The sequence below is a fragment of the Pseudomonas sp. SWI44 genome (genome assembly GCF_002947915.1).
GTDB lineage: Bacteria > Pseudomonadota > Gammaproteobacteria > Pseudomonadales > Pseudomonadaceae > Aquipseudomonas > Aquipseudomonas taiwanensis.
On the sequence record NZ_CP026674.1, the window covers coordinates 4990353 to 5014940 of the forward strand.

19 protein-coding genes are annotated in these 24588 nt (G+C 62.1%); 10 read left to right on the forward strand and 9 right to left on the reverse strand.

Annotation, left to right across the window (positions count from 1 at the left end; genetic code table 11):
• Positions 1-30 precede the first annotated feature (30 nt).
• Genes C4Q26_RS23630 through C4Q26_RS28470 form a run of 3 tightly spaced genes read left to right on the forward strand, consistent with a single transcriptional unit; the run spans position 31 to position 1703 of the window.
• Positions 31-1098, forward strand: coding sequence for a peptidase M42 (locus tag C4Q26_RS23630; protein ID WP_104883644.1), 1068 nt, complete (start codon positions 31-33; stop codon positions 1096-1098).
• Complete coding sequence (locus C4Q26_RS23635; RefSeq protein ID WP_104883645.1) at positions 1095-1553, forward strand: DNA methylase; 459 nt, start codon at positions 1095-1097, stop codon at positions 1551-1553. The genes C4Q26_RS23630 and C4Q26_RS23635 overlap by 4 nt, the downstream gene beginning before the upstream one ends.
• Before the next feature lie 15 nt (positions 1554-1568).
• A complete protein-coding gene (locus tag C4Q26_RS28470; protein ID WP_256583312.1) occupies positions 1569-1703 on the forward strand; it encodes a hypothetical protein in 135 nt (44 codons plus the stop codon).
• Positions 1704-1869: 166 nt separating this feature from the next.
• Here C4Q26_RS28470 and C4Q26_RS23640 read toward each other — a convergent pair whose 3' ends face one another.
• From C4Q26_RS23640 to C4Q26_RS23665, 5 genes are all read right to left on the reverse strand, one after another.
• Complete coding sequence (locus tag C4Q26_RS23640) at positions 1870-2268, reverse strand: response regulator (protein WP_104883646.1); 399 nt, start codon at positions 2266-2268, stop codon at positions 1870-1872.
• 147 nt (positions 2269-2415) lie between these two features.
• Positions 2416-3213: an SDR family NAD(P)-dependent oxidoreductase gene (locus tag C4Q26_RS23645; RefSeq protein WP_104883647.1), complete on the reverse strand. Its 798-nt coding sequence runs from the start codon at positions 3211-3213 to the stop codon at positions 2416-2418.
• 766 nt (positions 3214-3979) lie between these two features.
• A complete protein-coding gene (locus C4Q26_RS23655) occupies positions 3980-4768 on the reverse strand; it encodes an SDR family NAD(P)-dependent oxidoreductase (RefSeq protein WP_104883649.1) in 789 nt (262 codons plus the stop codon).
• A gap of 165 nt (positions 4769-4933) precedes the next feature.
• Positions 4934-6301, reverse strand: a complete 1368-nt coding sequence (locus tag C4Q26_RS23660; RefSeq protein WP_104883650.1) for an aspartate aminotransferase family protein — start codon at positions 6299-6301, stop codon at positions 4934-4936.
• 224 nt (positions 6302-6525) lie between these two features.
• On the reverse strand, positions 6526-7374 hold the full coding sequence (locus C4Q26_RS23665; protein ID WP_218274781.1) for a phytanoyl-CoA dioxygenase family protein: 849 nt from the start codon (positions 7372-7374) through the stop codon (positions 6526-6528).
• Between the two features lie 285 nt (positions 7375-7659).
• Between C4Q26_RS23665 and C4Q26_RS23670 the strand changes: the two genes are divergently transcribed.
• From C4Q26_RS23670 to C4Q26_RS23680, 3 genes are all read left to right on the forward strand, one after another.
• On the forward strand, positions 7660-8553 hold the full coding sequence (locus C4Q26_RS23670; protein ID WP_104883652.1) for an alpha/beta hydrolase: 894 nt from the start codon (positions 7660-7662) through the stop codon (positions 8551-8553).
• A 32-nt stretch (positions 8554-8585) separates the two neighbouring features.
• Entirely contained in the window at positions 8586-9908 is a 1323-nt protein-coding gene (locus C4Q26_RS23675) for an aspartate aminotransferase family protein (protein WP_104883653.1), read from the forward strand.
• Positions 9909-10096: 188 nt separating this feature from the next.
• Positions 10097-11125, forward strand: coding sequence for a polyamine ABC transporter substrate-binding protein (locus C4Q26_RS23680; RefSeq protein WP_104883654.1), 1029 nt, complete (start codon positions 10097-10099; stop codon positions 11123-11125).
• A gap of 73 nt (positions 11126-11198) precedes the next feature.
• Here the strand turns inward: C4Q26_RS23680 and C4Q26_RS23685 are convergent, their stop codons facing one another.
• The 4 genes from C4Q26_RS23685 to C4Q26_RS23700 all read right to left on the reverse strand — a co-directional run bounded on the left by C4Q26_RS23685 (position 11199) and on the right by C4Q26_RS23700 (position 15853).
• Entirely contained in the window at positions 11199-11996 is a 798-nt protein-coding gene (locus C4Q26_RS23685) for an SDR family NAD(P)-dependent oxidoreductase (RefSeq protein ID WP_047604795.1), read from the reverse strand.
• 178 nt (positions 11997-12174) lie between these two features.
• Positions 12175-13161: an alpha/beta hydrolase gene (locus C4Q26_RS23690; RefSeq protein ID WP_104883655.1), complete on the reverse strand. Its 987-nt coding sequence runs from the start codon at positions 13159-13161 to the stop codon at positions 12175-12177.
• Positions 13158-14648, reverse strand: coding sequence for an NAD(P)/FAD-dependent oxidoreductase (locus C4Q26_RS23695; protein WP_104883656.1), 1491 nt, complete (start codon positions 14646-14648; stop codon positions 13158-13160). Before C4Q26_RS23695 ends, C4Q26_RS23690 begins: the two co-directional genes overlap by 4 nt.
• 41 nt (positions 14649-14689) lie before the next feature.
• A complete protein-coding gene (locus C4Q26_RS23700; protein WP_104883657.1) occupies positions 14690-15853 on the reverse strand; it encodes an iron-containing alcohol dehydrogenase in 1164 nt (387 codons plus the stop codon).
• 322 nt (positions 15854-16175) lie between these two features.
• On the opposite strand from C4Q26_RS23700, the gene C4Q26_RS23705 reads away from it, so the two are divergent.
• The 4 genes from C4Q26_RS23705 (at position 16176) to C4Q26_RS23720 (ending at position 24573) form a co-directional block, all read left to right on the forward strand.
• The gene (locus C4Q26_RS23705) at positions 16176-17825 is read left to right on the forward strand and encodes a fatty acid--CoA ligase (RefSeq protein WP_104883658.1); all 1650 of its coding nucleotides are present in this window, start codon (positions 16176-16178) and stop codon (positions 17823-17825) included.
• A gap of 51 nt (positions 17826-17876) precedes the next feature.
• Positions 17877-20501, forward strand: a complete 2625-nt coding sequence (locus C4Q26_RS23710) for a LuxR C-terminal-related transcriptional regulator (RefSeq protein ID WP_158664909.1) — start codon at positions 17877-17879, stop codon at positions 20499-20501.
• Between the two features lie 138 nt (positions 20502-20639).
• On the forward strand, positions 20640-22433 hold the full coding sequence (locus C4Q26_RS23715; RefSeq protein WP_104883660.1) for an acyl-CoA dehydrogenase: 1794 nt from the start codon (positions 20640-20642) through the stop codon (positions 22431-22433).
• Between the two features lie 28 nt (positions 22434-22461).
• Positions 22462-24573 carry a 3-hydroxyacyl-CoA dehydrogenase NAD-binding domain-containing protein gene (locus tag C4Q26_RS23720; RefSeq protein WP_104883661.1) on the forward strand — a complete coding sequence of 704 codons (2112 nt, stop codon included), beginning with the start codon at positions 22462-22464 and terminating at the stop codon, positions 24571-24573.
• The last annotated feature ends 15 nt before the right edge of the window (positions 24574-24588 follow it).

Here is a 24588-nt window from a genome sequence, read left to right on the forward strand (position 1 = left end):
CGGAAGGTAAAGGCAACTCAAGGAGCCATGATGCATCCTACGCAACTGCTTGAAGAACTGCTGCACGCCAGAGCCCCCGGGGGCGAAGAGGAAGAGGTGCGGGTGATATGCGAGCGCGAACTGCGCGAGTATTGCGATGAAACCTGGGTCGATGATGCAGGAAACCTGATCGGGCTGATTCGCGCGGACAACGCTCCCACCGAACAGGCCCAGGCCGCGCGATCCGGCATGCTGATCATGGCGCATCTGGACGAAATCGCCATGGCAGTCCGCACCATCAACGTCGATGGTTCATTGCAGGTCACCGCACTGGGCGGCGCCAACCCGGTCAACTTCGGCATGTGCCCGGTCGATATTCTGGGCGGCGCCGCCGTGCTGCCCGGCGTGCTGTCGTTTGGCAGCATGCATTTGACTCGGCAATCGCCTCAGGGCGCCGACGTTCAGGATGGCAATGTGCACTGGCGGGACGTGCACGTGGTCACCCGTCAAAGCCGCAGGCAATTGGAGGAACAAGGCATTCGAGCTGGCACCCGAGTGGTGCTCAGTCAGCACTGGCGCAAGCCGTTTTACTTTCAGGATGCCATTGGCGCGCACTTCATGGATGACCGCGCACCCGTGACAGCAGTCCTGCAAGCGGCTGCCATGGTTGCCCGAACGCGAAGCCGCTTGCCCCAGGACACTTACTTTGCTTTCACCACCATGGAAGAGGAAACCAACGCAGGGGCACTGTTTGCAGCACACCATTTGCCATGTCGCACCGCCGTTGCGGTGGAAGTCGGCCCAATTGCAACGGAGTATGGCACCGAGCTATCGGAAAACCCCATCGTCGTCGTTGGTGATGAAAAAGGTCATTACACCCGTTCGGTCACCGATGCATTGATTGCCGCCACGCAACAGGCTTGCTACACGCCGCAATCGGCGTTGCTGGTGGATTTCACCTCTGACGCCAGTGCGATATTGGCAGTAGGTGCCCTTGGCCGGGCGGGTTGTATCGCCATCCCCACCGAGAACACCCATGGCTTCGAGGTAGTGTTGCCGGCAGGTATAGAGGCCTGTGCAAAGTGCCTGACCCGCTTTCTCATGCAGGGGCAAACATGATCGCCATCACTGCCGCGGACTTGGGCATCGATATCAACGAGCCTGGGGGCAACGGCCTGTTTAAATGGCTGCTGGCCAGTTTTCTGATCGGCAAGCGGATTCGCACCTCCGTGGCGGTGAAGGCTTTTCATCGGCTGGTCGACCAGGAGAGGGTGGGCACGCCTGAACAATTAGCCAAGCGCAGTCATGCCCAGCTCGTCAGGTGGTTGGGCGAGGCCGGCTATGCGCGATACGACGAATCCACCGCGAGGCGTTTGCGGGTATTGGGCCAACGCGTTAGCGAGGAACTGCAACCACAACTCCGTGCGTTGGGCACTGGGGTTCACCGGGTCGCCGACTTCGAGCAGTGGCTACTAAGCTTTGAAGGGGTAGGGCCCAAAACCGTGGAGATATTCATGCGTGAAGCAGCGGAAACGCTAAACGATGCTTCGGCTGATCTCCTCATGCCGTCTTGATCAGGAGCAACAACTATGCAACCACAAACAGAAGGTTTGGAAGAACAAGGTCCTGATCGCGTGCCTTTCGTCAACGACCCCGCCAAGAATCGGAAAGGCCGCGCTGAGCCTTCCGACGACGATGCTGATGATGAGCCGGAGGACGAGTGAGGCGCTGGACAGGCGTGCGAGAACCGCCTGAATGAAACTACGGTCGGGTGGCACTTGGCGGTCAAGTTGGTATCGAAGCTCGCGCAGTTTGCGTAAAGAAGCGTAAACCTGAGCACCACTACCAAGGTATTTTCGGTGCCACTGATCCACAGTCGCCTCCTGACACTCAAGTATCAGTGACCGGTTCTGCAAACGATTCGAGCGCCCTGATCAGGCTCTCGGCTGACCATGGTTTGGCCAGGCAGACGATTCCAGGTTTCACCGGAATGTCCTCCAGAGCGAAGCCACTCATCAAAACCGTCGCCGTCCCCGGCCGTTTTTCCGCGACCATGCCCAGAAATTCCGCGCCGTGGAGCTGCCCCGGAACATCGTGATCAGCCACCACAGCAGCGCAACCCCCCGATTGCAAAAGATAAACCAGCGCATCGTCACAGTTCTGGAAGCTGTGACAAGTGTCGCTGAGATCGGCAAGGATGTCCCCCATGAGCCTTCTGAGCAATGGATCGTCCTCGACCACGACGATATCGCCCTCCAGGCGAAATGAATTCAGGCTGCTGTTCATCATGGGCCTTGATTGCCGGAGCTCAGTAGTCCTAAGGCTGTGGCCGCGATCTGCCAAATAGCTGGACACCCATTAGACTGTTTCGGCAGCGGGACGTTCCCAATTCAGCGATAGCAAAGTGCAGGCCTATTTGCAGCTTTCTATAAATGGCTATTGCTGCACCGCTTGTACTGACCCGCCATCCACGCGAACATTGCTGCCGTTTATGAAAGACCCACGGTGCGAGACCAGCAGCGCGATCACCGCCGCAACTTCCTCAGGCTGACCTCGGCGCTGCTGCACGATGCCGGGCCGCTCTTCCTTAAGAAAACTCTCAACCGCTTGCTCAAAAGAGACGCCGAGCTTCTCGGCTCGCTTGCGCATCATGTCATTGGTCATTCCAGTTTCGATGAACGCGGGAGCCACGGTGTTGCATAGCACGCCATGCTCAGCTTCCTTGTACGAGAGGTTCTTCACCCACGCAGCGAGGGCAGCCTTGGCAACGTTGTACACGGCCTCATCGTAGTACGGCTGCGCGGCGTTTTCCGAGGTGATACACACAAACCGCCCCCATCCGCGTGAGCGCATGCGCGGAATGGTGGCCCGTGCTACGCGCACCGAGGAGAAGAAGTCAGTTTGCCAAGCCTCTTCGTAGTCAGCGTCAGAAAGCTCGAGAGGATCGCCTTTGGCACCGGTAACCCCGGCAGTGTGTACGACGATATCGATTTTACCGAAGAGTGATTCGCCATCAGCCACCACCTGGTTTACGGCTTGCTGGTTTGTGACATCTGCCGCCACCAACAGCCGTTCACCGGGCAGGTTGGCGAACGCAGCCTGCAGGGCACCTTCATCACGATCGGTCAGTACCAGCAGGACACCTTCTTCGCTCAACAGTCGCGCTGTTGCCTGGCCTATCCCGCCACTGGCGCCCGTTATCAGCGCGACACGCCCTGTTATTCCAAGATCCATATGAACCTCCTCATCAAAACAATACAGCCGGTGGCATCTCTCCGGCACTGATGGTTCGACCAACGCAGGGCTACAGTGGCTCCAAAAAAATACGAGAAAGGGCGGGTAATTAAAGATCTCATCGCCCCCGAGCCCCATGGCTCGTGGCCTGAACGACCTCAGCAGAGGCGGCATCCACGCATGATGCCAAAAGCGGGTCGAATTCAACCGCTTCCAGTCTTGCGTCCAACGCTTTCAAGATGGGCTCGGCATTTTCAATTTCGGCGCGGATCAGGTCTGAAGACGAGTCCGTCTGTACATCCGTGTGGCCGATGCCAGGCAACTCAACCTCGGGTTGAAAATTGTGAGGCCCGTTGAAGAACGGACACAGCGAGTGAGCCATTCTGGTGCGCATTGTACGCGTCACGCGCATGGGATCCAGTTTATGAATAGAATTCAATTAGCAGGCTACTGAGTTATCCCCCGAAGCAGAATTCCAGAGGTGCCAGGCGATCAACTGCGTGTCGGTTGGCTACAAATACCCGGAAAATCATGTAATGCATTTTCTGGTGCGGACACTCCCTCACGGTGTATTGAATTCTGTGTAGCACTCAGGGGAGGTCGGTTTAGGCAAGGGAGCTGGCGTGCAAGCTCCCCTGGGGATCATTGCGAGGCTATGGTACGGCTTGGGAAATGAAGTCAGTTAGGCCGTCCTGAAAACCTGGGGGATGACAGGTAGTACGGTCTCAGCCGGCTTATCTCGCAAGGCGTTAGGCGCCGTCCGGATTTAATAAACACCTGGGGTGCCGCCACCGTCGACGGCGATCGCAGTGCCTTGAATGTGGCGTGCCTGTTCACCGCAAAGGAATACCGCCAACTGCGCCACGTCCTCGGGCTTACCCAGGCGCACCAGGCCTTCGCGCTCGACCTGTGCGGTGCGTTCTTGATCGACCGTTTTGCCGCTGGTGGCGGCCCGTTGCTTGAAAAGCTGTTCAACCCGGTCGGTTTCGGTCAAACCAGGATGAATGGCGTTCACGTTCACCCCCTCCAGCTTGCCTTGCCCGGACAGCCCCTTCGTGAAGTTGTGCATCGCAGCGTTGACTGAGCCTCCGATCAGGAATCCAGGATCGGGCGTACGTGCCGCACCGCCGATGATGTTGACCACATGACCGCCCGCAGTACGCAGCAGCGGCCAGAACAGGCGGCACAGATTCACGCAGCCGAAAAACTTCAGCGCAAAGCCATCCTGCCAGGCGTCCGTGGGTAATTCGAGAAAAGCGCCGGCACGCGTTGCACCCGCCGAATTGACAAGGATGTCGCAGCGCCCGAAGCGTGCCGCCACCCCTTCATACACCTGTTGGCAACCGGTATCCGTGCGCAAGTCTGCCGCGCAGGTATCGGGGCGCAGGCCACCGCTTTTCTCGATTTTATCGGCGGCGGCGCGCAGATTGTCCTCGCTGGATGCTGCCAGCACTGTTTGGGCTCCGCGCTCGGCGAACGCGGCGGCGATCCCAAAACCGATCCCGCGGCTACCACCCGAAATCACTACCACTTTGCCTGCAAATTCCTGAGTCATTGTTATTCCTTCGATGAAATAAGCCTAGGCGGCCTCACCTTTCCTGAGCACACCATCAAGTGAACTATAGCGCTGACGGCGATCGGTTACGCCAAGTCATCCCCGCACTTCGCATACGTGTCCCCCAGGCGGCCACGGCGCTGGCCCCAATGACCTCAGGATCGATTACGCCATCGCGGCCGAGGCCTGCGTTTGCTCAAGCGTGAGTGTGAAGCGTTCCAGCAGCAGGGCGATTTCAGCCTCATTAATAATCAGCGGCGGACACAACGCGACGGTATCGCCAATACCCCGTACGATCAGGCCGTTGACCTGGGCCTGGGCAGTGAAGAACTTGCCCAGGCGTCCAACCGATTCGACCGCGACCTTGCTGGCGGGGTCGCGCACCAGTTCCACGCCAGCGATCAGGCCACAACCGCGCACGTCGCCCACCAGCGGGTGTGCGCGCAGGGCTGCCAGGCCTGCATGCAGTAATGTGCCCATGCGGGCGGCATGCGCCACCAACTGGTCTGTCTCAATGATGCGCACGTTCTCCAATGCCACCGCAGCCGCCACCGGGTGGCCGCTGGCGGTGAACCCTGTGCCCAACGCGCCCTGCGCGTGGCTTTGGTCGGCAATGCCCTGGTAGAGGGCATCGTTGATCAGCACCGCCGCAATGGGCTGGTAGGACGACGACAGTTGCTTGGACAGCACCATAGCGTCCGGTTGAATGCCAAAGGTCTCACAGCCGAACAGCTTACCCGTGCGGCCGAAACCACAGATGACCTCGTCGGCGATGACCAGCACGTCATGCCGGCGGCACACCTGTTGGATTTTTTCCCAGTAAGTGCGCGGCGGCACAATGACGCCGCCGGCGCCCATCAGCGGTTCCGCGACGAAGGCGGCGATGGTGTGAGCACCTTCGCGGCTGATCAGCGCCTCAAGCTCGTCGGCCAGGCGGTCGGCGAACTGCTCCTCGGTTTCCCCAGGTAGGCCGTGACGGTAGAAATGCGGGGTGCTGACGTGCAGGAAGCCGGGCAGGGGCAGGTCGAAACCCTGGTGTACCGAGGCCAAGCCTGTGAGGCTGGCGCTCAGGCCTGTGACGCCGTGATAAGCGCCCTGGCGGCTGATGAATGTCTTGCGCAGCGGCTGGCCAATGGCGTTGTTGCGGTACCACACCAGTTTGACCAACACATCGTTTGCCTCGGAGCCTGAGTTGGTGAAATACACCTTGCTCATCGGTACCGGCGCCAGAGCAATCAGCTTCTCGGCCAGGGCGATGCTGGCCGGGTGCGATTTGTGGCTGAAGGTGTGATAGAAGGGCAGGGTTTGCAACTGCCGGTGGGCCGCGTCCACCAGGCGCTGTTCGCTGAAGCCCAGGGCGGTGCTCCATAATCCCGCCATGGCTTCAAGGTAGCGATTGCCTTGGTCGTCGATGACAAACACGCCCTCGCCGCGTTCGATGATCAGCGGGCCTTTTTCCTGGTGGGCGCGGGCGTCGGTGTACGAGTGCAGGTGGTAGTCGATGTCTTTCTGGGCCAGCGGATTGAGCGGCATGACAGGGCATCCCTACGTCAGGTACGACACCGTAGCCGCTGCCGCAGGCTGCTCAGGCCCTGTGCCTCGCTGAAGATTTCCAGTGTACTCAGAGCCCCGCGCAGCCTGACGGCAGCGGCTACAACGGTCCGTAGCCGCTGCCGCAGGCTGCGCAGGCCCTGTGCCTCGCTGAGAATTTCCAGTGTGCTCAGGGCCCTGCGCAGCCTGGCGGCAGCGGCTGCAGGTTACTTGTCCAGTTCCAGGACTTTGGCCAGTTCGACGTAGTCCAGGCTCCACAAGGTGCCGCCGCCCAGTTTCTGGTTGTGCATGGAGCGGAAGCCGATCATTTGCTGCGCGCGTTTGCTCAGGGTACGCGCCATCTCCATCGGCACGGCGAACGGGTAGGCTTCCTCCGGTACCAGCCAGCCCGGGCAGAAAGCCAGGGTCAATGCACGGCGCGGACGGTCGGAGACGTTGGCGCCACCACCGTGCACCACCTTGCCAGAGAACACCATGGCGTCGCCTTTTTCCATCACCGCGGCAATGCTTGGGGTGTTGTCCATGCGCTCACGGTCGTTGTAGTCCGGCCATTTGTGGCTGCCAGGGATCACGCGGGTGGCACCCATCTCCTCGGTGTAGTCGGAGATGGCGATGATGCAGTTGCACATCACTTCCGGACCCGATGGCCCGTAGTTGCGAAACACCGGGTAATTTTCCAGGTCGCGGTGCAGAAACTGGGCTTTCTCGCCAGGCTGGATCTCGATGATCTGCGCAGCGTTCATCCAGTAGGCGTCACTGGTTTCCAGCATCAGGGTGTCGATGTAGGACAGCATCACTTCATGGTCCAGCATTTCTTCACGGAAAGTTTTGCTGCGACGAATCAGCTGGGTGATGCGCTTGGTCTTCTTGCCGGCGAATTCAGCCATCCAGTCCGGGCCGTCGTAGCCTGCTGCCCAGCCGGCAACGATCGGGTCCATGTCGGCGTTGAAGCGGTCGACCTGATCCTTGAACAGACCCTTGATGATGACGCCACCGTCTTCATCGATGATGCGTTTGACGATTTCGGGTGAGGTACCGCTGGGAACTTCGCGCATTTTGGCAGGTGCCTGGACTTCAGTGGCTGACATGGTCTTCTACGGTCGTTAAAGGCAGAACGTGCTCCTGCTAAGGGAGGGAGCATGGCCAGATGGTAGGCAGCGTTGAGGCCTGGAAACAGGTGGCTGGCGGCCAACTAGCGGTTCTTTCGCGGCCAACCCTTGGCGTGGCTTCCAACCACAGGAGTTTGGCCACTGTGCACCTGTGCGCCTGGCGAGCGCGCCTTCACTATCTGCCCAACGAGCCGCAGGTGCGGCAGGAATCTGGTTTGGCAGGAGGACGACATGCGCACTGATATCAGCTTCAAGACCACCGATGGCCTGACCCTGAAGGGCTGGTTGTTTACTCCGCAGAACGGCGCAAGCCGACACCCCGCCATCGTCATGGCCCACGGCTTCACCGCGGTGAAGGAACAGTACCTGGACCGCTACGCCGAAGTGTTCGCCGCCCAGGGCTTTGCCGTACTGGTGTACGACAACCGCAACTTCGGCGCCAGTGAAGGCCAGCCGCGTCAGGAAGCCGACCCGCTGCTGCAGGTGCGTGACTACCGCGACGCGATCACCTATGTCAGCAGCCTGGATGACGTGGACGCCGCGCGTATCGGTATCTGGGGCTCCAGTTACAGCGGCGGCCACGTGCTGCAAGTGGCGGCCTTCGACCGTCGGGTCAAATGCGTGTCGTCCCAGGTACCGGCCATCAGCGGCTCGGCCGATGTGCGCATGGCCGTGCGCCCAGACCTGATGCCTGGCCTGATCGAGGCCTTCGAGGCCGATCGCGCCGCGCGCTATGCCGGCGACCATGCGCTGGTGATGGAAGTGGTCAACGAAGACCCGAAATCCGACTGTGCCTTGCCCGGCCAGGATTGCTTTGACTTCTTCACCGGTAGCCAGCGCAGTGTGGCGCCGGCCTGGCGCAACGAAGTCACGCTCAAGAGTATCGAGATGCTCAACGAGTATGAACCTGGCTACGCCGTAGATCGCATCAGCCCTACGCCGCTGCAGATGATCGTGGCGCTGAAAGACACTGTCACTGTGCCGGACGCGGCCCTCAAGGCCTACGAGTCTGCCTTGCAGCCGAAAAACCTGGTGCTGCTGAAGTGCGGCCACTTCGACCCCTACCTGAGCGAGTTCGAGGCCTCCAGCACGGCTGCCGTCGAATGGTTCAAGCGCCACCTCTGATTTCCGCCTACTGCCTTTTCAAGGAACTACCCATGTCTGCCAAATGGCCCGAAAACCACAGTCAATCCAAAACCCTGTACGACCGCGCGAGCAAGGTCATGCCCGGCGGCATCACCCGAATCCTGCCATGGCAGGAACCGTTTCCGGTCTACGCCGGCAGCGGCTCGGGAGCCTATGTGACTGACGTCGATGGCACTCGTCGGCTGGACCTGCTGAACAACTTTGCTTCGCTGATTCACGGCCATGCGCACCCGGCCATCGTTGCCGCCATTCAGGAACAGGTCACCAAGGGCACGGCATTCACCCTGCCTACCGAACCTGAAGTGGTGCTGGCCGAGACCATCTGCTCCCGCGCCGAAAGCTTTGAATGGATTCGCTTCTCCAACTCCGGTACCGAAGCGGTGATGTGCGCCATCAAGGCGGCGCGTGCACTCACCGGGCGTTCAAAGATCGTCAAGTGCGAAGGCGTGTACCACGGCTCCTACGACTACGCCGAAGTGAGCCTGGACTCCTCGCCCGAGAACTGGGGCGTTGACCCTACCTCCACGGGTTATTCCAAGGGCGTGCCTGACGGCGTCAAGAACGACGTCGTGGTGATTCCGTTCAATGATGCAGAAGCCGCTGAGCGGATCATTCTCGCCAACCGCGACGACATTGCGGCAATCATCATCGACCCCGCGCCCAGCTACTTCGGTTTCGTTCCAGTCAGTCAAGCCTTCATCGAAATGATTCGCCGCGTCTCGACCGAGATCGGCGCGGTGTTCATTTTGGATGAAGTCATCACCTTCCGCGTTCACAGCGGTGGCGCGCAAACCCGTTTCAACATCAAGCCTGACCTGACCGTGTTAGCGAAGATCATTGGTGGTGGTTTCCCGGTGGGGGCAGTGGCCGGCTCGCGCAAGTTCATGCAGGTGTTCGACCACCGTGAAGGCAAGCCGCTGTTGCCCTGGAGCGGGACCTTCACGGCCAACCCGATCACTATGACCGCCGGCAAGATTGCCTTGGATCTCTACACCCAGGCCGAGTCCGATCGCATGGACGTGCTCGGCGATCGCTTGCGAGCAGGCGTCACCCGGGCCTTTGCCAATGCGGGCTTCCCAGGTCAGGTGACAGGATTCTCGTCCATGTTCATGGTATTTGGTCATCAGCGTCAGGTCCAAGATTACCGCTCCGGTTACTCCAGCAAGGAAGAGATGAAGTGGGTGAGCGCGCTGCAGCGCAACCTGGTGCTTGAGGGCTATCACATTGCCAAGACGGGTAAGGCTTTCCTCTCGACGGTCATGACCGTCGAGGATGTCGATGGCTTTATCGAGGCCACTGAGCGCGCAGCAAAGTTGGCGGTGGCACAACGCTGATGCGGTAGACGGACCACGCGCTTGACCAAGGGGGCATCACGCTGTGATTGCCCCTTTTTTGTTGCAGGCATAGCGGACTGCACGAGGCTGAAATGGACATCGAGGTGGCCACCAGCCACCTGTTACTGTGTGTGCAAGGAATCGATAGTGGTGCACTTACGAAGGAATGTCGGGAGCGTTAAAGGCATATTCTCTTGAAAACCACCACCGCTGCTCTGGCAGGACTGATTGCCGCTCAGGCAGTGGCGGCTGATGATCTGACCGTTGTTTCATTCGGCGGTGCCAACAAGGTCGCACAGATAAAGGCTTTCTATGCACCCTGGGAGCAGCATTCCTCAAGCAAAGTGATTGCGGGTGAGTACAACGGTGAAATGGCCCGTTTGAAGGTGATGGTCGACAGCCGCAGCGTTGGCTGGGATGTGGTCGAGGTCGAACTGCCGGAGTTGGCCAGAGGGTGTGATGAAGGCCTGTTTGAAAGCTTGCCTGAGGAACTGTTCGGCTCGCCCTCGCACTATGTTTCGGGAGCAATACAGCCTTGTGGCGTCGCCTTTTTCATCTGGTCGACAGTGCTGGCCTATAACGCCGACAAGCTTACCGTCGCTCCCACCGGTTGGGCCGACTTCTGGGACTTGCGCAAATACCCCGGCAAGCGAGGTCTTCGTAAAACCGCGAAGTTCACTTTGGAGTTTGCTTGGATGGCCGATGGCGTGCGGCCTGCCGAGGTGTATCAGATTCTAGCCACCAAGGCTGGCCAGGATAGGGCCTTCGTTAAGCTTGACCAGATCAAGCCCTTCATTGAGTGGTGGGAGGCGGGCGCGCAGCCTGCTCAATACCTGATGTCGGGCGATGTGGTAATGAGTGCGGCCTATAACGGACGTATCAGTGCAGCGCAGAAGGAAAGCAGCCTGAAGGTGGTGTGGGCGGGGGGTATCTACGATTTCGATGCCCGGGCCATCCCGAAAGGCTCTAAAAACGTGGAGGCGGCCAAGCGGTTCATTAACTTCACGTTGGAGCCAGCACAGCAACAGCGTTTTGCCCAGGCTATCGCCTACGGTCCAGCCAACCTTGAGGCTATTTCACAGCTTGACAAGTCCATTCTGGAGGGCCTGCCCACCGCTGAAGATCACATTAGCCAACAGGTGCAGAATAGTACGCCGTTCTGGGCTGACTATGGCGAGACACTTGAACAACGGTTCAATGCCTGGGTGGCCAAATAGGGCGGTCAAATAACTACAATAAAAAAGGAGGCGCCCAATGGACGCCTCCTTGTTTTGAGTACCGCCGATGGAGTCATTGAGCGGTATAAGCACCGTCAACGGTCAGCAACGAACCGGTCATCCACTGCGCGTCCTCGGAGGCGAGGAATGTCACAGCCTTGGATACGTCTTCGACGTTGCCGATGCGCGGCCAGGGCGTCAGGTCTTCCAGCAGGGTCTTGATCTCGGGGTCGTTCAGCTCCTGGCGGACCATGGCCGTGGCGAGGAACCCTGGGCAAACGGCATTGACATTGATCTTGTGCTGGGCGAAGTCCACGGCCAACTGCCGGGTCAGATTGTTCACGGCCCCTTTGGAGGCGCAGTAAGACGCCTCTTGAGCCAAGCCGACCAGTCCGCCGATGGACGAGATATTGACGATCTTGCCGCGGGTGCCAGAGTCGCTGACTTCCTGTTTCATCATTTGGGTAATCGCGAACTTGCAGCCTAGCCAGGTGCCTTTGGTGTTGACGTTCATGGTCAGGTCGTAATCGGCCTCGGTTTCCTCAACGATGGTCTTGAGCTCGACGGCGACGCCAGCGTTGTTGATCATGATGTCCAGCCGGCCAAAACGTTTGACGGCTTCTTGAACCAGGTTGTCCATGTCGGTGTAGCTGGACACGTTGGCCTTGACGAAAATCGCTTCGCCACCGTTTTGGCGAATCAGGTCGTCGGTATCGATGTGCAGGTCTTTTTCGAAGCCTTCAGGGCGGGCGCTCTTGGAGAGGTCCGAGCACACCAGTTGAGCACCTTCTGCAGCGAGTGCCAGGGCGATTGCGCGGCCGTTGCCTGAGCTTGAACCGGTCACAATGGCTACTTTTTTGTTGAATCGCATTGAATCGCCTCCATCGGCAAAAACGGTCGTCGGTCGAGGGAACTGCCCTCGGTTTTGCAACTGCAAGGTGAGTGTATGAAGCGCGCGCAGGCGAAAACAGGTTCAAAAAGGACAGCTCGTCGCTGCCCTTGATGGTGCGTAATCTCACGCTCCCGAGTGCCTGCGCACGCCGGTTTTTTCAGTTGTCAGTACCCAGCTTACGGGCAATAAATCGTGCAGCCTGCGTGAGTATCCGGTGGCCGGTCGCTATCTTGCCAGCGCTGGTCAGTACCCCATGGGCATGCCATGGCAAGTGCTGGTGCTCCACTTCGGTTCCCGCCCGTGCGGCAGCGGATGCGTAGGCAATCCCCTCATCCGCCAGCGGGTCATGGCCCACGGTGAGGATGAACAGGGGAGGTTGCCGGCGACCTTCAGCGTGTAGCAGCGGAGACAGGCGCGCATCGTGCCAATCCTCACCAGGGGCGGTGTACTGCGCCCTGAACCAGTGCATGGACGCGGCGGTCAGTGGAAATCCCCGGGTGATGCGCTGGTACGAAGGCTGACTGGCGGTAAGGTCAGTGACCGGATAGAACAACGCCTGCCCCTTGAAGGTCATGCCCAGCGCCTGGCAGGCCGGATCATTGGCCAACACCGTGGCCATGTTCCCGCCCGCGCTGTCACCTGCAAGTAGCGTACGCTTGGGGTCGACCCCAAGCTCGCAGGCCTTGTCGGTGATGTACTCAATGGCGGCGAAGCAGTCGTCCAGTGGCACAGGGAAGCGATGCTCTGGCGCCAGGCGGTACTGCACTGCGATCACGGTGGCGTGGGTCCGATTGGCCAGCGAACGGCAAATGCTGTCGTGGCTGTCCAGGTTTCCGATCACCCAGCCGCCGCCATGAATGAACACCACCACAGGCGTCACTGCCGCAGTGGGGATACCCAGGGGGCGGTATACACGAAGGCTTGCTGTACCGCCCGTCACCGGATAGTCCAGCGTGCGGACCTCGGCGACGCGCTCTGCTGCCAGGCCGTTGACGGCGCAGGCTTTCAGATAGTTGTCTCGCGCCTGTGCCAAAGGCACATCCTGGAAGGAGATTTCACCACCATCCCTGAAGGCCTGGACCAGGCCGACCGCATCGGCGGCCACCTGCTCCAGAGGGATAGCCTGGGCTATCAGGTCGCTCATGGATGCGCGGTCTCCTTGGCCGACAGCAGGTGGTAATCATCCAGGTTCCAGTCGGCGGCCAGGGCCTTGTATTCATCCACGGTGCCCGACCAGTTATTGATGACCTTGCCAGCCGCGTTCTTGTACCAACTGGAGCAATCCGAGGAGAACGCCGAGGACTGCATGTTGGTCTGCAGCGAATCATTGTAGGTGTTGAAGTTATCGACCTTGACGTCCAACGCGGTGTGCGGGTTGTCAGCGAGCCCTTGTACGGCCTGGATGATGTAACGCTGCTGGATCTCGAGCATGGTAATGATCGAGTTGTGGTTCAGGTTGGTGTTAGGCCCATAGATCATGAACATGTTCGGGAAGCCCGGCACGGTCATTCCCAGGTAGGCTTCGGCGCCTTGTTCCCAGCGTTGGTGCAGGGTTTGCCCTTGGGCACCTGTCACTTGCAGATCACCTTGGAAGGCCTGGCTTTCAAATCCGGTGCCGAAGATCACGGTGTCCAGCTCGTGCAGTAGGCCGTTCTTGTCGACGATGCCTTCTGGCACGAAATGGTCGACGGCGGCGGTTTCCAGGCTGACGTTGCTACGCATCAGCGCGGGATAATAGTCATCGGAACGCAGGATGCGTTTGCACGCGAACTCATAATCTGGAGTCAGCTTGGCACGCAGCGCTGCATCCGGTACTTGGGCGGCCAGGTGACCGGTGGCCATGGCGATGCCTTCCTGTTGCGCCTCGGTGCCGTGGCGGGTCCGCGCAAAGCCGTTTTCGCGGAACGCGTGCAGGTTGCGGCGGCTTTCCTCGAACAGCGAAGGGTCTGCGGCGTAGGCGTCCAGCTGCTCTGGGGTAAAGACGATCTGGTTGCGCGGCATGATCCAGTTGGCGCTGCGCTGGAACACGGTCAGATGGCTTGCTTGTTTGGCCACCTCCGGCACGTACTGCACGGCGCTGGCCGCTGCCCCGATGCTGGCGACTTTCTTGCCCGTGAGGTCCAGTCCTTCCGGCCATTGGGCTGAGTGGAAGTAGTCGCCGGCAAAGCTGTCCAGCCCTTTGAACGCCGGAATGGCAGGCTTGTTGAGTTGCCCCCAGGCGGGTACGAAGAAACGGCCCTGCACTTGCGTGCCGTCGGCTAGTTCGAAGGCCCAGGTGTTGGTCTGCTCGTCCCAGTTGGCCTGGCTCAGCTCACTGTTGAGCTTGACGTGCTGCATCAACGCATAACGGTTGGCCAAGGAATCCATGTAGTTCAGCAGCTCGTCGCGGTCAGCGTACATCTTGCTGACGCGCAGGTGCGGGTGAAAGCTGTAGCAGTACAGGTGCGATTCGGTGTCGCAAGCGGCGCCTGGGTAGGCGTTGTCGCGCCACACACCACCAATGCGTGCACCCCGCTCAAGAATGATGAAGTTGTCTATGCCTTGCATCTTCAATTGGGCGCCCATGCCCAGGCCGCCGAAGCCTGCGCCGAGGATAACGATGTCGTAGGGTTTCTGTGCTGTGTTCAACATGAATCGATTCCTTGTAGAAAGGCGAGAAGGGGGCGGTCAGCTCAAAAGGCTTTCTTGTAAAGGGCCAGGGCGTCGGCTTCGCGTACCTCGACGGGGTTGTTCATCAACAGGCGTTCTTGCTTCATGGCGTCGTGGGCCAACAGCGCCAGGCTGTCCTCAGTGACCTTCACATCACGCAGGCGACGTGGGGCGCCGGACTGGTTCATCAGGTTCTCCATGAACTCGACGAAACGGGTGGCACGGCTAGTAATCGTTGTCGTGCTCGGGCCGAGCAAGACATCACCCAACTCGGCATACAGCGGTGCTGCGGCGCTCAAGTTGAAGCGCAGCACCGGGCCCAGCATCAATGCATTGGAGAGCCCGTGGGGGATGTGGTAGTGGCCGCCCAGCGGATACGCCAGGGCGTGCACGGCAGCCACAGGGGCGTTGGCGAACGCCTGTCCGGCCAGGGTCGCGCCGAGCAGCATGGCTTCCCGAGCCAGGCGATTCTTGCCGTCTTCGCAGGCGGTAACCAGATTGCCTGCCAGCAACCTCAAGGCCTCGCGAGCGAGCGCATCCGATACTGGGTTCTTGCGGTGACGGCTGGTGTAGGCCTCGATGGCGTGCACCATGGCGTCGATGCCGGTGGCGGCAGTGATCAAAGGTGGCAGGCCGGTGGTCAGCTCGGCATCGAGGATGACCTTGTCGGCATACAGCTGGTTGGACACGACGCCCATTTTGGTCGTCTCGCCGGTGGTCAGGATGGTGATGTTGGTCACCTCCGAGCCAGTGCCTGCGGTAGTGGGGATCTGCACCAGTGGCAAGCGTGTGCCCTTGACCTTGCCGATACCGTACAGGTCGGCCAATGCTTGTTGGGAGGGGATCAGCACCGCGGCCAGTTTGGCGATGTCCATCGATGAGCCGCCGCCCAGGCCCAGCACCAGGTTCACGCCCGCTGCGCGGGCCTGGCCCACGCAATCGTGCAGCACCGCCTCGGGCGGATCGGCCACCACGTCATCGAACACGCTGATGCTGAAGCCTGCTGCTTGCAGCGAGGCCTTGGCCGCATCGAGCAGGCCGGCGGTGTGCAGGAACTTGTCGGTGACGATCAGCAGGTTGCGTTGCTCGGTCCAGGCGCCCAGCAGTTCGCCCAGACGACGCGCGGCGCCCCATTCGGCGACGATCGAGCCGACGGTGTCAAAGGTGAAGGGCTTGAAGATGCTCATGGGTACGGCTCCTGAGGTGTGTAGCCGCTGCCGCCAGGCTGCGCGGGCCCTTTGCTTCACTGAAAATGCGCAGGGCCGCCTCGCGGCAGCGGCTACAAGGGGTGTGGAGCTATTAGAGGGGAGTGGCGGTGGCGGGGCTTCAACCTGCGGGTGGAATTTGCAGGGGCGCGGGGTGGAGAACGCGGGTTGGGCAAAATGCCGCTGCGGCAAAATGTCCACCCGGCACCTGTTGCATATCCACCCGCAGGTTGAAGATGGCCCCCACGGCAACGCGCTATACACATCGCCAATAACTACAAGACCCGATGCCACTGGAGGACCGATGACTCTGCCTCATCAACCCAAGTTTCTGCCCGCCACCGCGAGCTGCAAACCGTCACCGCTACTGATTGGCGGGCTGCTGGAGACCGGCCTGCGCGCCGCCGGCGACAACCAGATCGTGTACCGCAATCAGGTGCGCCACGACTACACCACCTTCCATCGCCGGGTGCATCAGCTGGCCCATGCCCTCAGCGCGCTGGGCGTTGTGGCCGGCGACACGGTGGCGGTGCTGGACTGGGACAGCCATCGCTACCTGGAATGCTTCTTCGCCATCCCCATGCTGGGCGCGGTGCTGCATACCGTGAACGTGCGCCTGGCGCCCGAGCAGGTGCAGTTCACCATGGCCCACGCCGAAGACACTCTGGTGCTGGCCCACCGCGATTTCATCCCCCTGCTGGAGACCATCGCCGGTCAGTTGCCCATGGTTCGTGGCTACCTGCTGTGCGAGGACGATGGCGGCGCCGTGCCCACCTCGTTACCTGTGCTGGGTGAATATGAAGCGCTGCTGGCCGCCCAGCCCGGCCACTACCCATTCCCCGAGTTCGACGAGAACGCCGTGGCCACGCTGTTCTACACCACCGGCACCACGGGCAACCCCAAGGGCGTCTATTTCACCCACCGGCAACTGGTGCTGCACACCCTGGCGGGGGCCAGTGCCCATGCCAGTGCCGGGGCGGCATTGCTCAACCGCGACAAGGTCTACTTGCCTATCACGCCAATGTTCCATGTGCACGCCTGGGGCGTGCCCTACATTGCGACCATGATGGGTTGCCAGCAGGTGTACCCCGGCCGTTACGAGGCTGGGCTGCTGGCGTCCTTGATTGTCGATGAACGGGTCGACTACTCCCATTGCGTACCGACCTTGCTGGCCATGGTGCTGGATGCTGCCCAAGCCAGCGGCGCCGACCTGTCCGGCTGGCACGTGCTGATCGGTGGTGCGGCGCTGTCCGCAGGCCTGGCCCGCAGGGCGCAGGGCATGAACGTGGACGTGCGCGGCGCGTATGGCATGTCCGAGACTTGCCCCATCGTTTCCCTCACCTGCCTGCCGGCCGAGTTTTCCGAGTTGCAGGCCGAGCAGCAGCTGCATTGGCGTTGCAGTGCCGGGGTGATCGCGCCCCTGGTGCAGATGAAACTGGTGGACGAACACCAGCAGCCAGTGGCCCAGGACGGTCAGCAGGTGGGCCAGTTGCTGATCCGCAGCCCCTGGCTGACCCCCGGCTACTTTAAAGACCCGATCAACAGCGAAAGGCTTTGGGAAGATGGCTGGCTGCACACCGGCGATGTGGCCAGCATCGACGCCCGTGGCCTGGTGCATATCCATGATCGCCTCAAGGACCTGATCAAAACGGGTGGCGAATGGATTTCGTCCCTGGACATCGAAAGCCTGATCAGCCGTCACCCCCATGTCAGCGAATGCGCGGTGGTGGGCGTACCCGATGCGCGCTGGGGCGAGCGGCCGGTGGCGCTGCTGGTGCAGGCCGCCGCATCGCCGCCCCTGGATGCCGAAGCGCTCAAGGTGCACTTGACCGGCTTCGTCGCCCAGGGTGCCTTGTCCAAATGGGCCATTCCCACGGAGGTGCGGGTGGTGGCCGCGATCCCGCGCACCAGCGTCGGCAAACTGGACAAGAAACTGATTCGCGCGCAATTCTGACCCTTCGGGGTAAGATCGTTTCAACACCACCCGTGGTACAAGGCAGTCGCTGTGAAGTTACCCATCGATACCAGCAAGTTCCGCCCCGCGCCCATGCCGCGCACGCTGATCCCAAGGCCCCGGGCCATGGCCCAGATTGCTGCGGCGTTGCAGGGCGACGCCACCTTGGTACTGCTGCGCGCGCCCCTGGGCTATGGCAAGTCGCTGCTGCTCAGCCAACTGGCCGAGCAACGCGGCGCCGCCCTGGGGTTCCTGCGCATCGACCGCGCAGACAATGACCCCGTGCATTTCATCGGCCACCTGTACCACCTGCTGCTCAAGCGCGCGGTGCCCGTGGACATGGACAAAGACCAGGCCTGGGCCGCCATTCGCAGCCACCTCGACGGCCTGGTCGCGCCCTTCACCCTGTGCCTGGATGACCTGCACCTGCTGCGCTCGGCGCGGGTGGTGGGCTACCTGGAGGCGTTGCTGCACCAGCCGCCCCCGTACCTGCACCTCGTCGCCGCCAGCGAGGGCGCACCGGCGCTGGGCCTCAGCCACCTGCGGCGCGACAACCGTCTGCGGCTGCTGGGGCCGCGGGAACTGGCCCTGGACGGTGAAGAAACCCAACAGGTGCTATTGGCCCAGGGCGTTAGCTTGCAGCCGGCCTTCGTGTATCGCTTGCAGGCGGGCAGTGAAGGCTGGATCAGCGGCGTGCTGTTCTGGTGTTCGGCGTATCGGGAATTGCCCTTGCTCGACCCGTCGGCTGAGCACTTGGAACTGGCCGTGCAGGGCTCCTACCAGCACATCGGCGAATTTATCGAGGAAGACGTGCTGCGCTGTTTGCCCCAGGCACTGGTGCGTTTCATCGAACACACCTCGGTGGTCAGCGCGTTCGACCTGGAGCTGGCCACGGTGCTGACCGAGGATACCCAGGTTGAAGCGCCGCTGCGCAAGCTGCTGCAACTGGACCTGTTCATCGAGGAGCGGATGGGCGAGCGTCTGCGCTATCAATACCACCCGGCCTTGCGCCTGACGGTGCTGCAACGGTTGCGCCGGCGGCGCCCCGAGCGGCTGCTGCAGCTGCATCAGCGTGCAGCCGACTGGCTGCTGGCCAATGCCTTTTATGCCCAGGCGGTCTCGCAGTATGGCCGGGCGAAAAACACCGAGGCGCTGATGCGTACCGTGGAGCAGCACACCTTCGACCTGCTGCGCGAGGGCGAGATCAACGCCATCGTCGACTTCCTCGGCCACGCCCTGCGCGACAGCGAAACTGACCACCTCAACCTGGCCATGACCGAGGCCTCGGCGCTGATTGTCACCAATGACATCCAACGCACCCGCGCCTGTATCGGCGTGTTGAAGCGGTTGGGCGGCCCCTCGGTCGAGCGGGTCATGCAAACCATCGCTTTCCTGCGCAGCCACCTGGCCTGGCTGGGCGGCAACCTGCGCCATGGCGTGGACGTGGCGCGCATAGCCTTGGAGCGGTACCCGCAGGCCAACGCGGCCACCGCCATCCTGCATGCCAACAGCGCCGCTTGCCTGGCAGCGCTGGGGCGCCTGGAAGATGCCCGGCTGCAGAATGACCAGGCCCTGCAGCAGCTGTCGGCGCTGGGCTTCAAAGGCTATACCCACCGGCTGCACCTGCAGGCAGGGCTGATCGAGTTGGCCCAAGGCAAGACTGAGCAGGCGCGCCAGCGCTTTTTCGAAGGCGGGCTCGCGCCTGGCGCGGGCAACTTCTACGATGCCTTCCTGCACCTGGGGCAAGGCCTGGTGCTGATGCAGCGCAACGCCCTGAGCGCCGCCGCCCTGAGCCTGGCTCGGGCCGAAAAGATCGCCATGGACTTCCCCCACGGCGCGGCGCTGGCGCAGATTTTCCATTACCAGGCCTGCCTGTTCGATGCGCTGGGGGACGCACCGCGGGCCGTGGCCAAGTGGGACCAGGCGCGGCGCCTTGCACAGGACTTTGGCCAATGGCGGGTGTACCGCCTGGCCGGGGCATGGCGGGTACGCCACGCGGTGCGTCATGGCGACCAGGCCTTCTTGCTGAGCTGGCTGCACGAGTGGCACTGGTGCAACCGGCAGTATGGGGAAGACCTGCAACCCGACGAGTTGCTGGCCTACGCCTGGGTGCAACGCCACCTGGGCCAGCGGGCTGTGGTGAACCAGCGCGTGCAGGCGCTCGGTGAGCTGGCGCGGGAGCACCAACACCACCGGCTGCGCCTGGACATTGTGCTGCTGCAGGCCAGCGTGGCCCTGGACCAGCACGACCAGCCACAGGCCATGCACCTGCTGGACGAGGCGGTGGCCCTGGCCTGCGAGCACCAGTTCGGCCACCTGCTGCATTACGAAGGCGCGGCCCTGAGCGACCTGTTTCAGCAACTGCTGGCCCCGGAGGCTCGCAAACAGTATGAGCTGCAGCGCGCGTTGCCCGATGCCCGGCAGTTGCAGCAATGGCTGCCTTCACTGGTGAACCCGTTGCAGAGCGCCCAGCGCCTAATCGAACCCGTGACTCGTCGCGAGCGCGAAGTGCTACAGCGCATGGCACGCGGCCAAGGCAACGCGCAAATCGCCGAGTCGCTGTTCGTCAGCCTGAGCACGGTCAAGACCCACATCAACAACCTGTTCCGCAAGCTTGAGGTCAACGACCGCGACGAAGCCCTGCGCAAGGCTCGCAGTGTCGGCCTGTTGAGCTGACGGGGCAGGGTACTCCACCCACCTTGCAGGCAGAATCCATCCCAAACTCCACCCCCGGTTCGACGCAGCCGGGGGCGGGCGCTGTTACAACATGATGGTCGTTTTCGCTCATGACTTTTCTCGGCGGGACTTACCTTTATGTTGCTCAACGAACGCGATCTGAGCTTTCTGCTCTACGAATTCCTCGACACCCAGGCCTTGCTGGAGCGTGAGCGGTACGCCGAGCACGACCGGTCGGTCTTCGACGCCACCCTGGCCACGGCCCGCCAGGTAGCGGCGGAATTTTTCGCCCCGCACAACCACAAGGCCGATCAGCACGAACCCACCTTCGATGGCGAGCGGGTGACACTTATCCCGGAAACCCGGCACGCCTGGGATGCCTTCGCCGATGCCGGGTTCCTGGCGGCACACCATGACTTTGCCGACGGCGGCCTGCAACTGCCCGAAGTGCTGCTGCGCGCCTGCATGGCATATTTCAACGCGGCCAACATCGCCACCACCGGTTACCCGTTCCTGAGCATTGGCGCGGCCAACCTGATCAAAAGCTTTGCGGCGCCTGAAGTGCAGCAGCGCTTCCTGCCGGCGATGTTCGCCGGGCGCTTCAGCGGCACCATGGCGTTGACCGAACCTGGCCAAGGCTCGGCGCTGGGCGACCTGCGCACCCGCGCCGTGCCGGCTGAAGACGGCACCTACCGGGTGTTCGGGCAGAAAATGTTCATCTCCGGCGGTGACCATGAACTCACCGAGAACATCGTGCATTTGGTGCTGGCCCGTATCGAAGGCGCCCCGGCGGGGGTGAAAGGCATTTCGCTGTTCGTGGTGCCCAAGTTCAACGTCGACGCCGATGGCGCGCTGGGCACCCGCAATGACGTGGCCCTGGCCGGCCTGCTGCACAAGATGGGCTACCGCAATACCACCTCCACGGTATTGAGTTTCGGCGAGGGCGCGGGCGCCGTGGGCTACCTGGTGGGCGAGGCCAACAAGGGCCTGGGCTACATGTTCCAGATGATGAACGAGGCGCGTATCGGCGTGGGCCTGGGCGCGGCCAGCCTGGCCTACCAAAGTTACCTGCATGCTCTGGACTACGCCCGCGAACGGCCCCAGGGTCGCCTGGCCAGCTGCAAGGACCCGGCCACGCGCCAAGTGCCGATCATTGAACACGCCGATGTGCGGCGCATGCTGCTGATGCAAAAGGCCTACGCCGAGGGCTCCCTGGCGCTGTGCCTGTACGCCAGCAGCCTGGTGGAAGATGCCCACACCGGCACCACCGCCCAGGCCCGCGACGACGCGGCGCAGTTGCTGGATTTGCTGACGCCCATGGTCAAGACCTGGCCGTCGCGCTACGGCCTGGTGGCCTCGGACCTGGGCATCCAGATCCTCGGCGGCGCCGGGTATACCCGGGAATACCCTCTGGAGCAGCTGTACCGGGACAACCGCCTCAACCCCATTCATGAAGGCACCGAAGGCATTCAGGCCCTCGATCTGCTGGGCCGCAAGCTGGGGCTCAAGGGCGGCCGGGGCTACACGCTGTTCCTGACGCAGGTGGAGGACAGCCTGCAGCAAGCCGCCCGGCTGGAACACTGCCAGCCCCTGGCGCGGCACCTGGCCAAGGGCCTGACGGTGCTGCGCGAAGTGACCGCCGCATTGCAGCAGCAGGTGGCCGAGGACGTCGACCGCGGCCTGGCCAACGCCACGGCCTACCTGGACCTGTTCGGCCGGGTGCTGGTGGGCTGGGTGTGGCTGCGCCAGGCCATGCTCGCCGAAGCCGCCCTGAGCCAGGGCGCGCAAGGCGCGGAGGCAGATTTTTACCGCGGCAAGCTGCACACGGCCCGTTACTACCTGGAGTGGGAACTGGCCGTACTGCCGGGCATCGCCCAGCTGCTGTGCGCGGGCAACCGCAGTTGCCATGACATGCAGAACCACTGGTTCTGACCTTTGACCTTTTTGTTGGAGCCTTCCCATGACTGCACTGATTGACTACTGCCGCGAGGGCCCGGTAGCACTGATCGGACTGGCCCGGCCACCCGTGAACGCGTTGGGCCAGGCGCTGCGCCAGGCGTTGGCCGAGGCCTTCGAACACGCTATTAATGACCCCCAGGTCAGGGCCCTGGTCATCCATGGCCAGGGACGGGCATTCAGCGCCGGCGCCGACATCAGCGAGTTCGGCACCCCGGCGGCCTTTGCCACGCCGGGCCTTGCCGACCTGCTGGAGCGCCTGGCGCAGTCGCCCAAACCGGTGATCGCGGCGATCTCAGGCGCGGCCTTGGGCGGTGGCCTGGAAACGGCCTTGGCCTGCGGCTACCGCCTGGCCACGGCCAGCGCCCTCCTGGGTTTGCCGGAGACCCGCATCGGCCTGTTGCCCGGCGCCGGTGGCACCCAGCGCCTGCCGCGCCTGATTGGCGCCCAGGCAGCGCTGGAGATGATTATTACCGGCGAACCGGTGAGCGGGACCAAGGCCCAGGCGCTGGGGCTTATAGACCTTGTGGTCGATAATGACGATGATCTGCTTCGCGCAGCGGTGGACTTTGCCACCGATGTGCTGAAAACCTCTGCCCCCGCGCAGCGGCCTTGGCCCCATGTCAACCCTGCCCAGGGCCTGCCAGCGGATTTCTTCAGCGTACACGCCGCCAACAACGCCCGTCGCTGGCGCGGGCAATTGGCGCCCCGGTTGGCGCTGGAAGCGGTGCGCGGCGCCTGCGAGGGCAGCCTGGCCCAGGGCCTGGCCAAGGAACAGGCGCTGTTCGCCCAGGTGGAGTCGTCGCCCCAGTCAGCGGCGCTGCGTCATCAATTTTTTGCCCAGCGCGAGGCCCTCAAGGTGCCGGGCGTCGACAAGCACACGCCGCGCCGTACGGTGGCGAGCGTGGCGGTGATCGGCGCCGGCACCATGGGCGGCGGCATTGCCATGAATTTCGCCAATGCCGGCATCCCCGTAACCCTGCTGGAACTCAAGGGCGAAGCCCTGGACCGTGGGCTGGCCCATGTCCGCCAGCAGTACGATGGCGCGGTCAAGCGCGGCAAGCTCTGCGCCAGGCAACTGGATGAGCGCATGGCGCTGATCACTGGCACCCTGGAGTATGCCGACATTGCCCAGGCCGACCTGGTAATCGAGGCGGTGTTCGAAAGCCTGGCGATCAAGCAGAACGTTTTCCGCATCCTGGACGAGGTGTGCAAGCCGGGGGCGATCCTGGCCACCAACACCTCGACCCTGGATGTGGACCTGATTGCGGCCGTCACGCGCAGGCCCCAGGACGTGATTGGCCTGCATTTCTTCAGCCCGGCCAACATCATGCGCTTGCTGGAGGTGGTGCGCGGCCGCGACACCTCGGCCCAAGTGCTGGCGACTACCCTGGACCTGGCGCGGCGCATCGACAAGATTGCCGTGGTGTCGGGGGTGTGCTTCGGTTTTATCGGCAACCGCATGCTCGAACCTTATGCACGGGAAGCCCACCGGCTGGTGCTGGAAGGTGCCACCCCGGCCCAGGTCGACGGTGTGCTCACCGAGCTGGGGCTGGCCATGGGCGTGTTGTCGATGTACGACCTGGCCGGCATTGATGTCGGCTACCGCGTGCGCGAGTCTCGACGCGAGGCCATCGCCCATGATCCCAGCTACTGCAAGCTGGCGGACGAGCTGTTTGCCCAGGGGCATTATGGGCAGAAGACCGGTCGCGGCTTTTACCGCTACAACGGCCGCGAGCGCATCGAGGACTATGAAGTTGTGGCGTGCGCCGAGGTGTTGGCCAGCGAGCTGGGCATTGCCCGTCGGGTGATCTCCCATCAGGAAATCCATGACCGCTGCCTGTTCATGTTGATCAACGAGGGCGTGCAGCTGCTGGATGAAGGCATCGCTCAGCGCAGCGGTGATATCGACCTGGTGTGGATCAACGGTTACGGCTTCCCGGCCTGGCTGGGCGGGCCGCTGCACTATGCCGAGCAACTGGGTCTTGGGCGGGTATTGGCCGGTATCGAACGCTATCGCGAGCAGTTGGGCGATTACGGCCAGATGTGGTTCCAGCCTGCTGCCTTGCTGCAGCGTCTGGTGGCTGAACACCACACTCATATTCAGCGTCTTTGAACGTTCCAGTCAGGA

What these genes read in the sequence shown, in the direction of transcription:
- C4Q26_RS23655 (WP_104883649.1), bottom strand. Translation starts at nt 4,768, where the DNA reads ATGACTCAGGAATTTGCAGGCAAAGTGGTAGTGATTTCGGGTGGTAGC.
- C4Q26_RS23660 (WP_104883650.1), bottom strand. Translation starts at nt 6,301, where the DNA reads ATGCCGCTCAATCCGCTGGCCCAGAAAGACATCGACTACCACCTGCAC.
- C4Q26_RS23690 (WP_104883655.1), bottom strand. Translation starts at nt 13,161, where the DNA reads ATGAGCGACCTGATAGCCCAGGCTATCCCTCTGGAGCAGGTGGCCGCC.
- C4Q26_RS23665 (WP_218274781.1), bottom strand. Translation starts at nt 7,374, where the DNA reads ATGCGCGAAGTTCCCAGCGGTACCTCACCCGAAATCGTCAAACGCATC.
- C4Q26_RS23715 (WP_104883660.1), top strand. Translation starts at nt 20,640, where the DNA reads ATGTTGCTCAACGAACGCGATCTGAGCTTTCTGCTCTACGAATTCCTC.
- C4Q26_RS23705 (WP_104883658.1), top strand. Translation starts at nt 16,176, where the DNA reads ATGACTCTGCCTCATCAACCCAAGTTTCTGCCCGCCACCGCGAGCTGC.
- C4Q26_RS23700 (WP_104883657.1), bottom strand. Translation starts at nt 15,853, where the DNA reads ATGAGCATCTTCAAGCCCTTCACCTTTGACACCGTCGGCTCGATCGTC.
- C4Q26_RS23695 (WP_104883656.1), bottom strand. Translation starts at nt 14,648, where the DNA reads ATGTTGAACACAGCACAGAAACCCTACGACATCGTTATCCTCGGCGCA.
- C4Q26_RS23630 (WP_104883644.1), top strand. Translation starts at nt 31, where the DNA reads ATGCATCCTACGCAACTGCTTGAAGAACTGCTGCACGCCAGAGCCCCC.
- C4Q26_RS23670 (WP_104883652.1), top strand. Translation starts at nt 7,660, where the DNA reads ATGCGCACTGATATCAGCTTCAAGACCACCGATGGCCTGACCCTGAAG.
- C4Q26_RS23645 (WP_104883647.1), bottom strand. Translation starts at nt 3,213, where the DNA reads ATGGATCTTGGAATAACAGGGCGTGTCGCGCTGATAACGGGCGCCAGT.
- C4Q26_RS23640 (WP_104883646.1), bottom strand. Translation starts at nt 2,268, where the DNA reads ATGATGAACAGCAGCCTGAATTCATTTCGCCTGGAGGGCGATATCGTC.
- C4Q26_RS23635 (WP_104883645.1), top strand. Translation starts at nt 1,095, where the DNA reads ATGATCGCCATCACTGCCGCGGACTTGGGCATCGATATCAACGAGCCT.
- C4Q26_RS23720 (WP_104883661.1), top strand. Translation starts at nt 22,462, where the DNA reads ATGACTGCACTGATTGACTACTGCCGCGAGGGCCCGGTAGCACTGATC.
- C4Q26_RS23685 (WP_047604795.1), bottom strand. Translation starts at nt 11,996, where the DNA reads ATGCGATTCAACAAAAAAGTAGCCATTGTGACCGGTTCAAGCTCAGGC.
- C4Q26_RS23675 (WP_104883653.1), top strand. Translation starts at nt 8,586, where the DNA reads ATGTCTGCCAAATGGCCCGAAAACCACAGTCAATCCAAAACCCTGTAC.
- C4Q26_RS28470 (WP_256583312.1), top strand. Translation starts at nt 1,569, where the DNA reads ATGCAACCACAAACAGAAGGTTTGGAAGAACAAGGTCCTGATCGCGTG.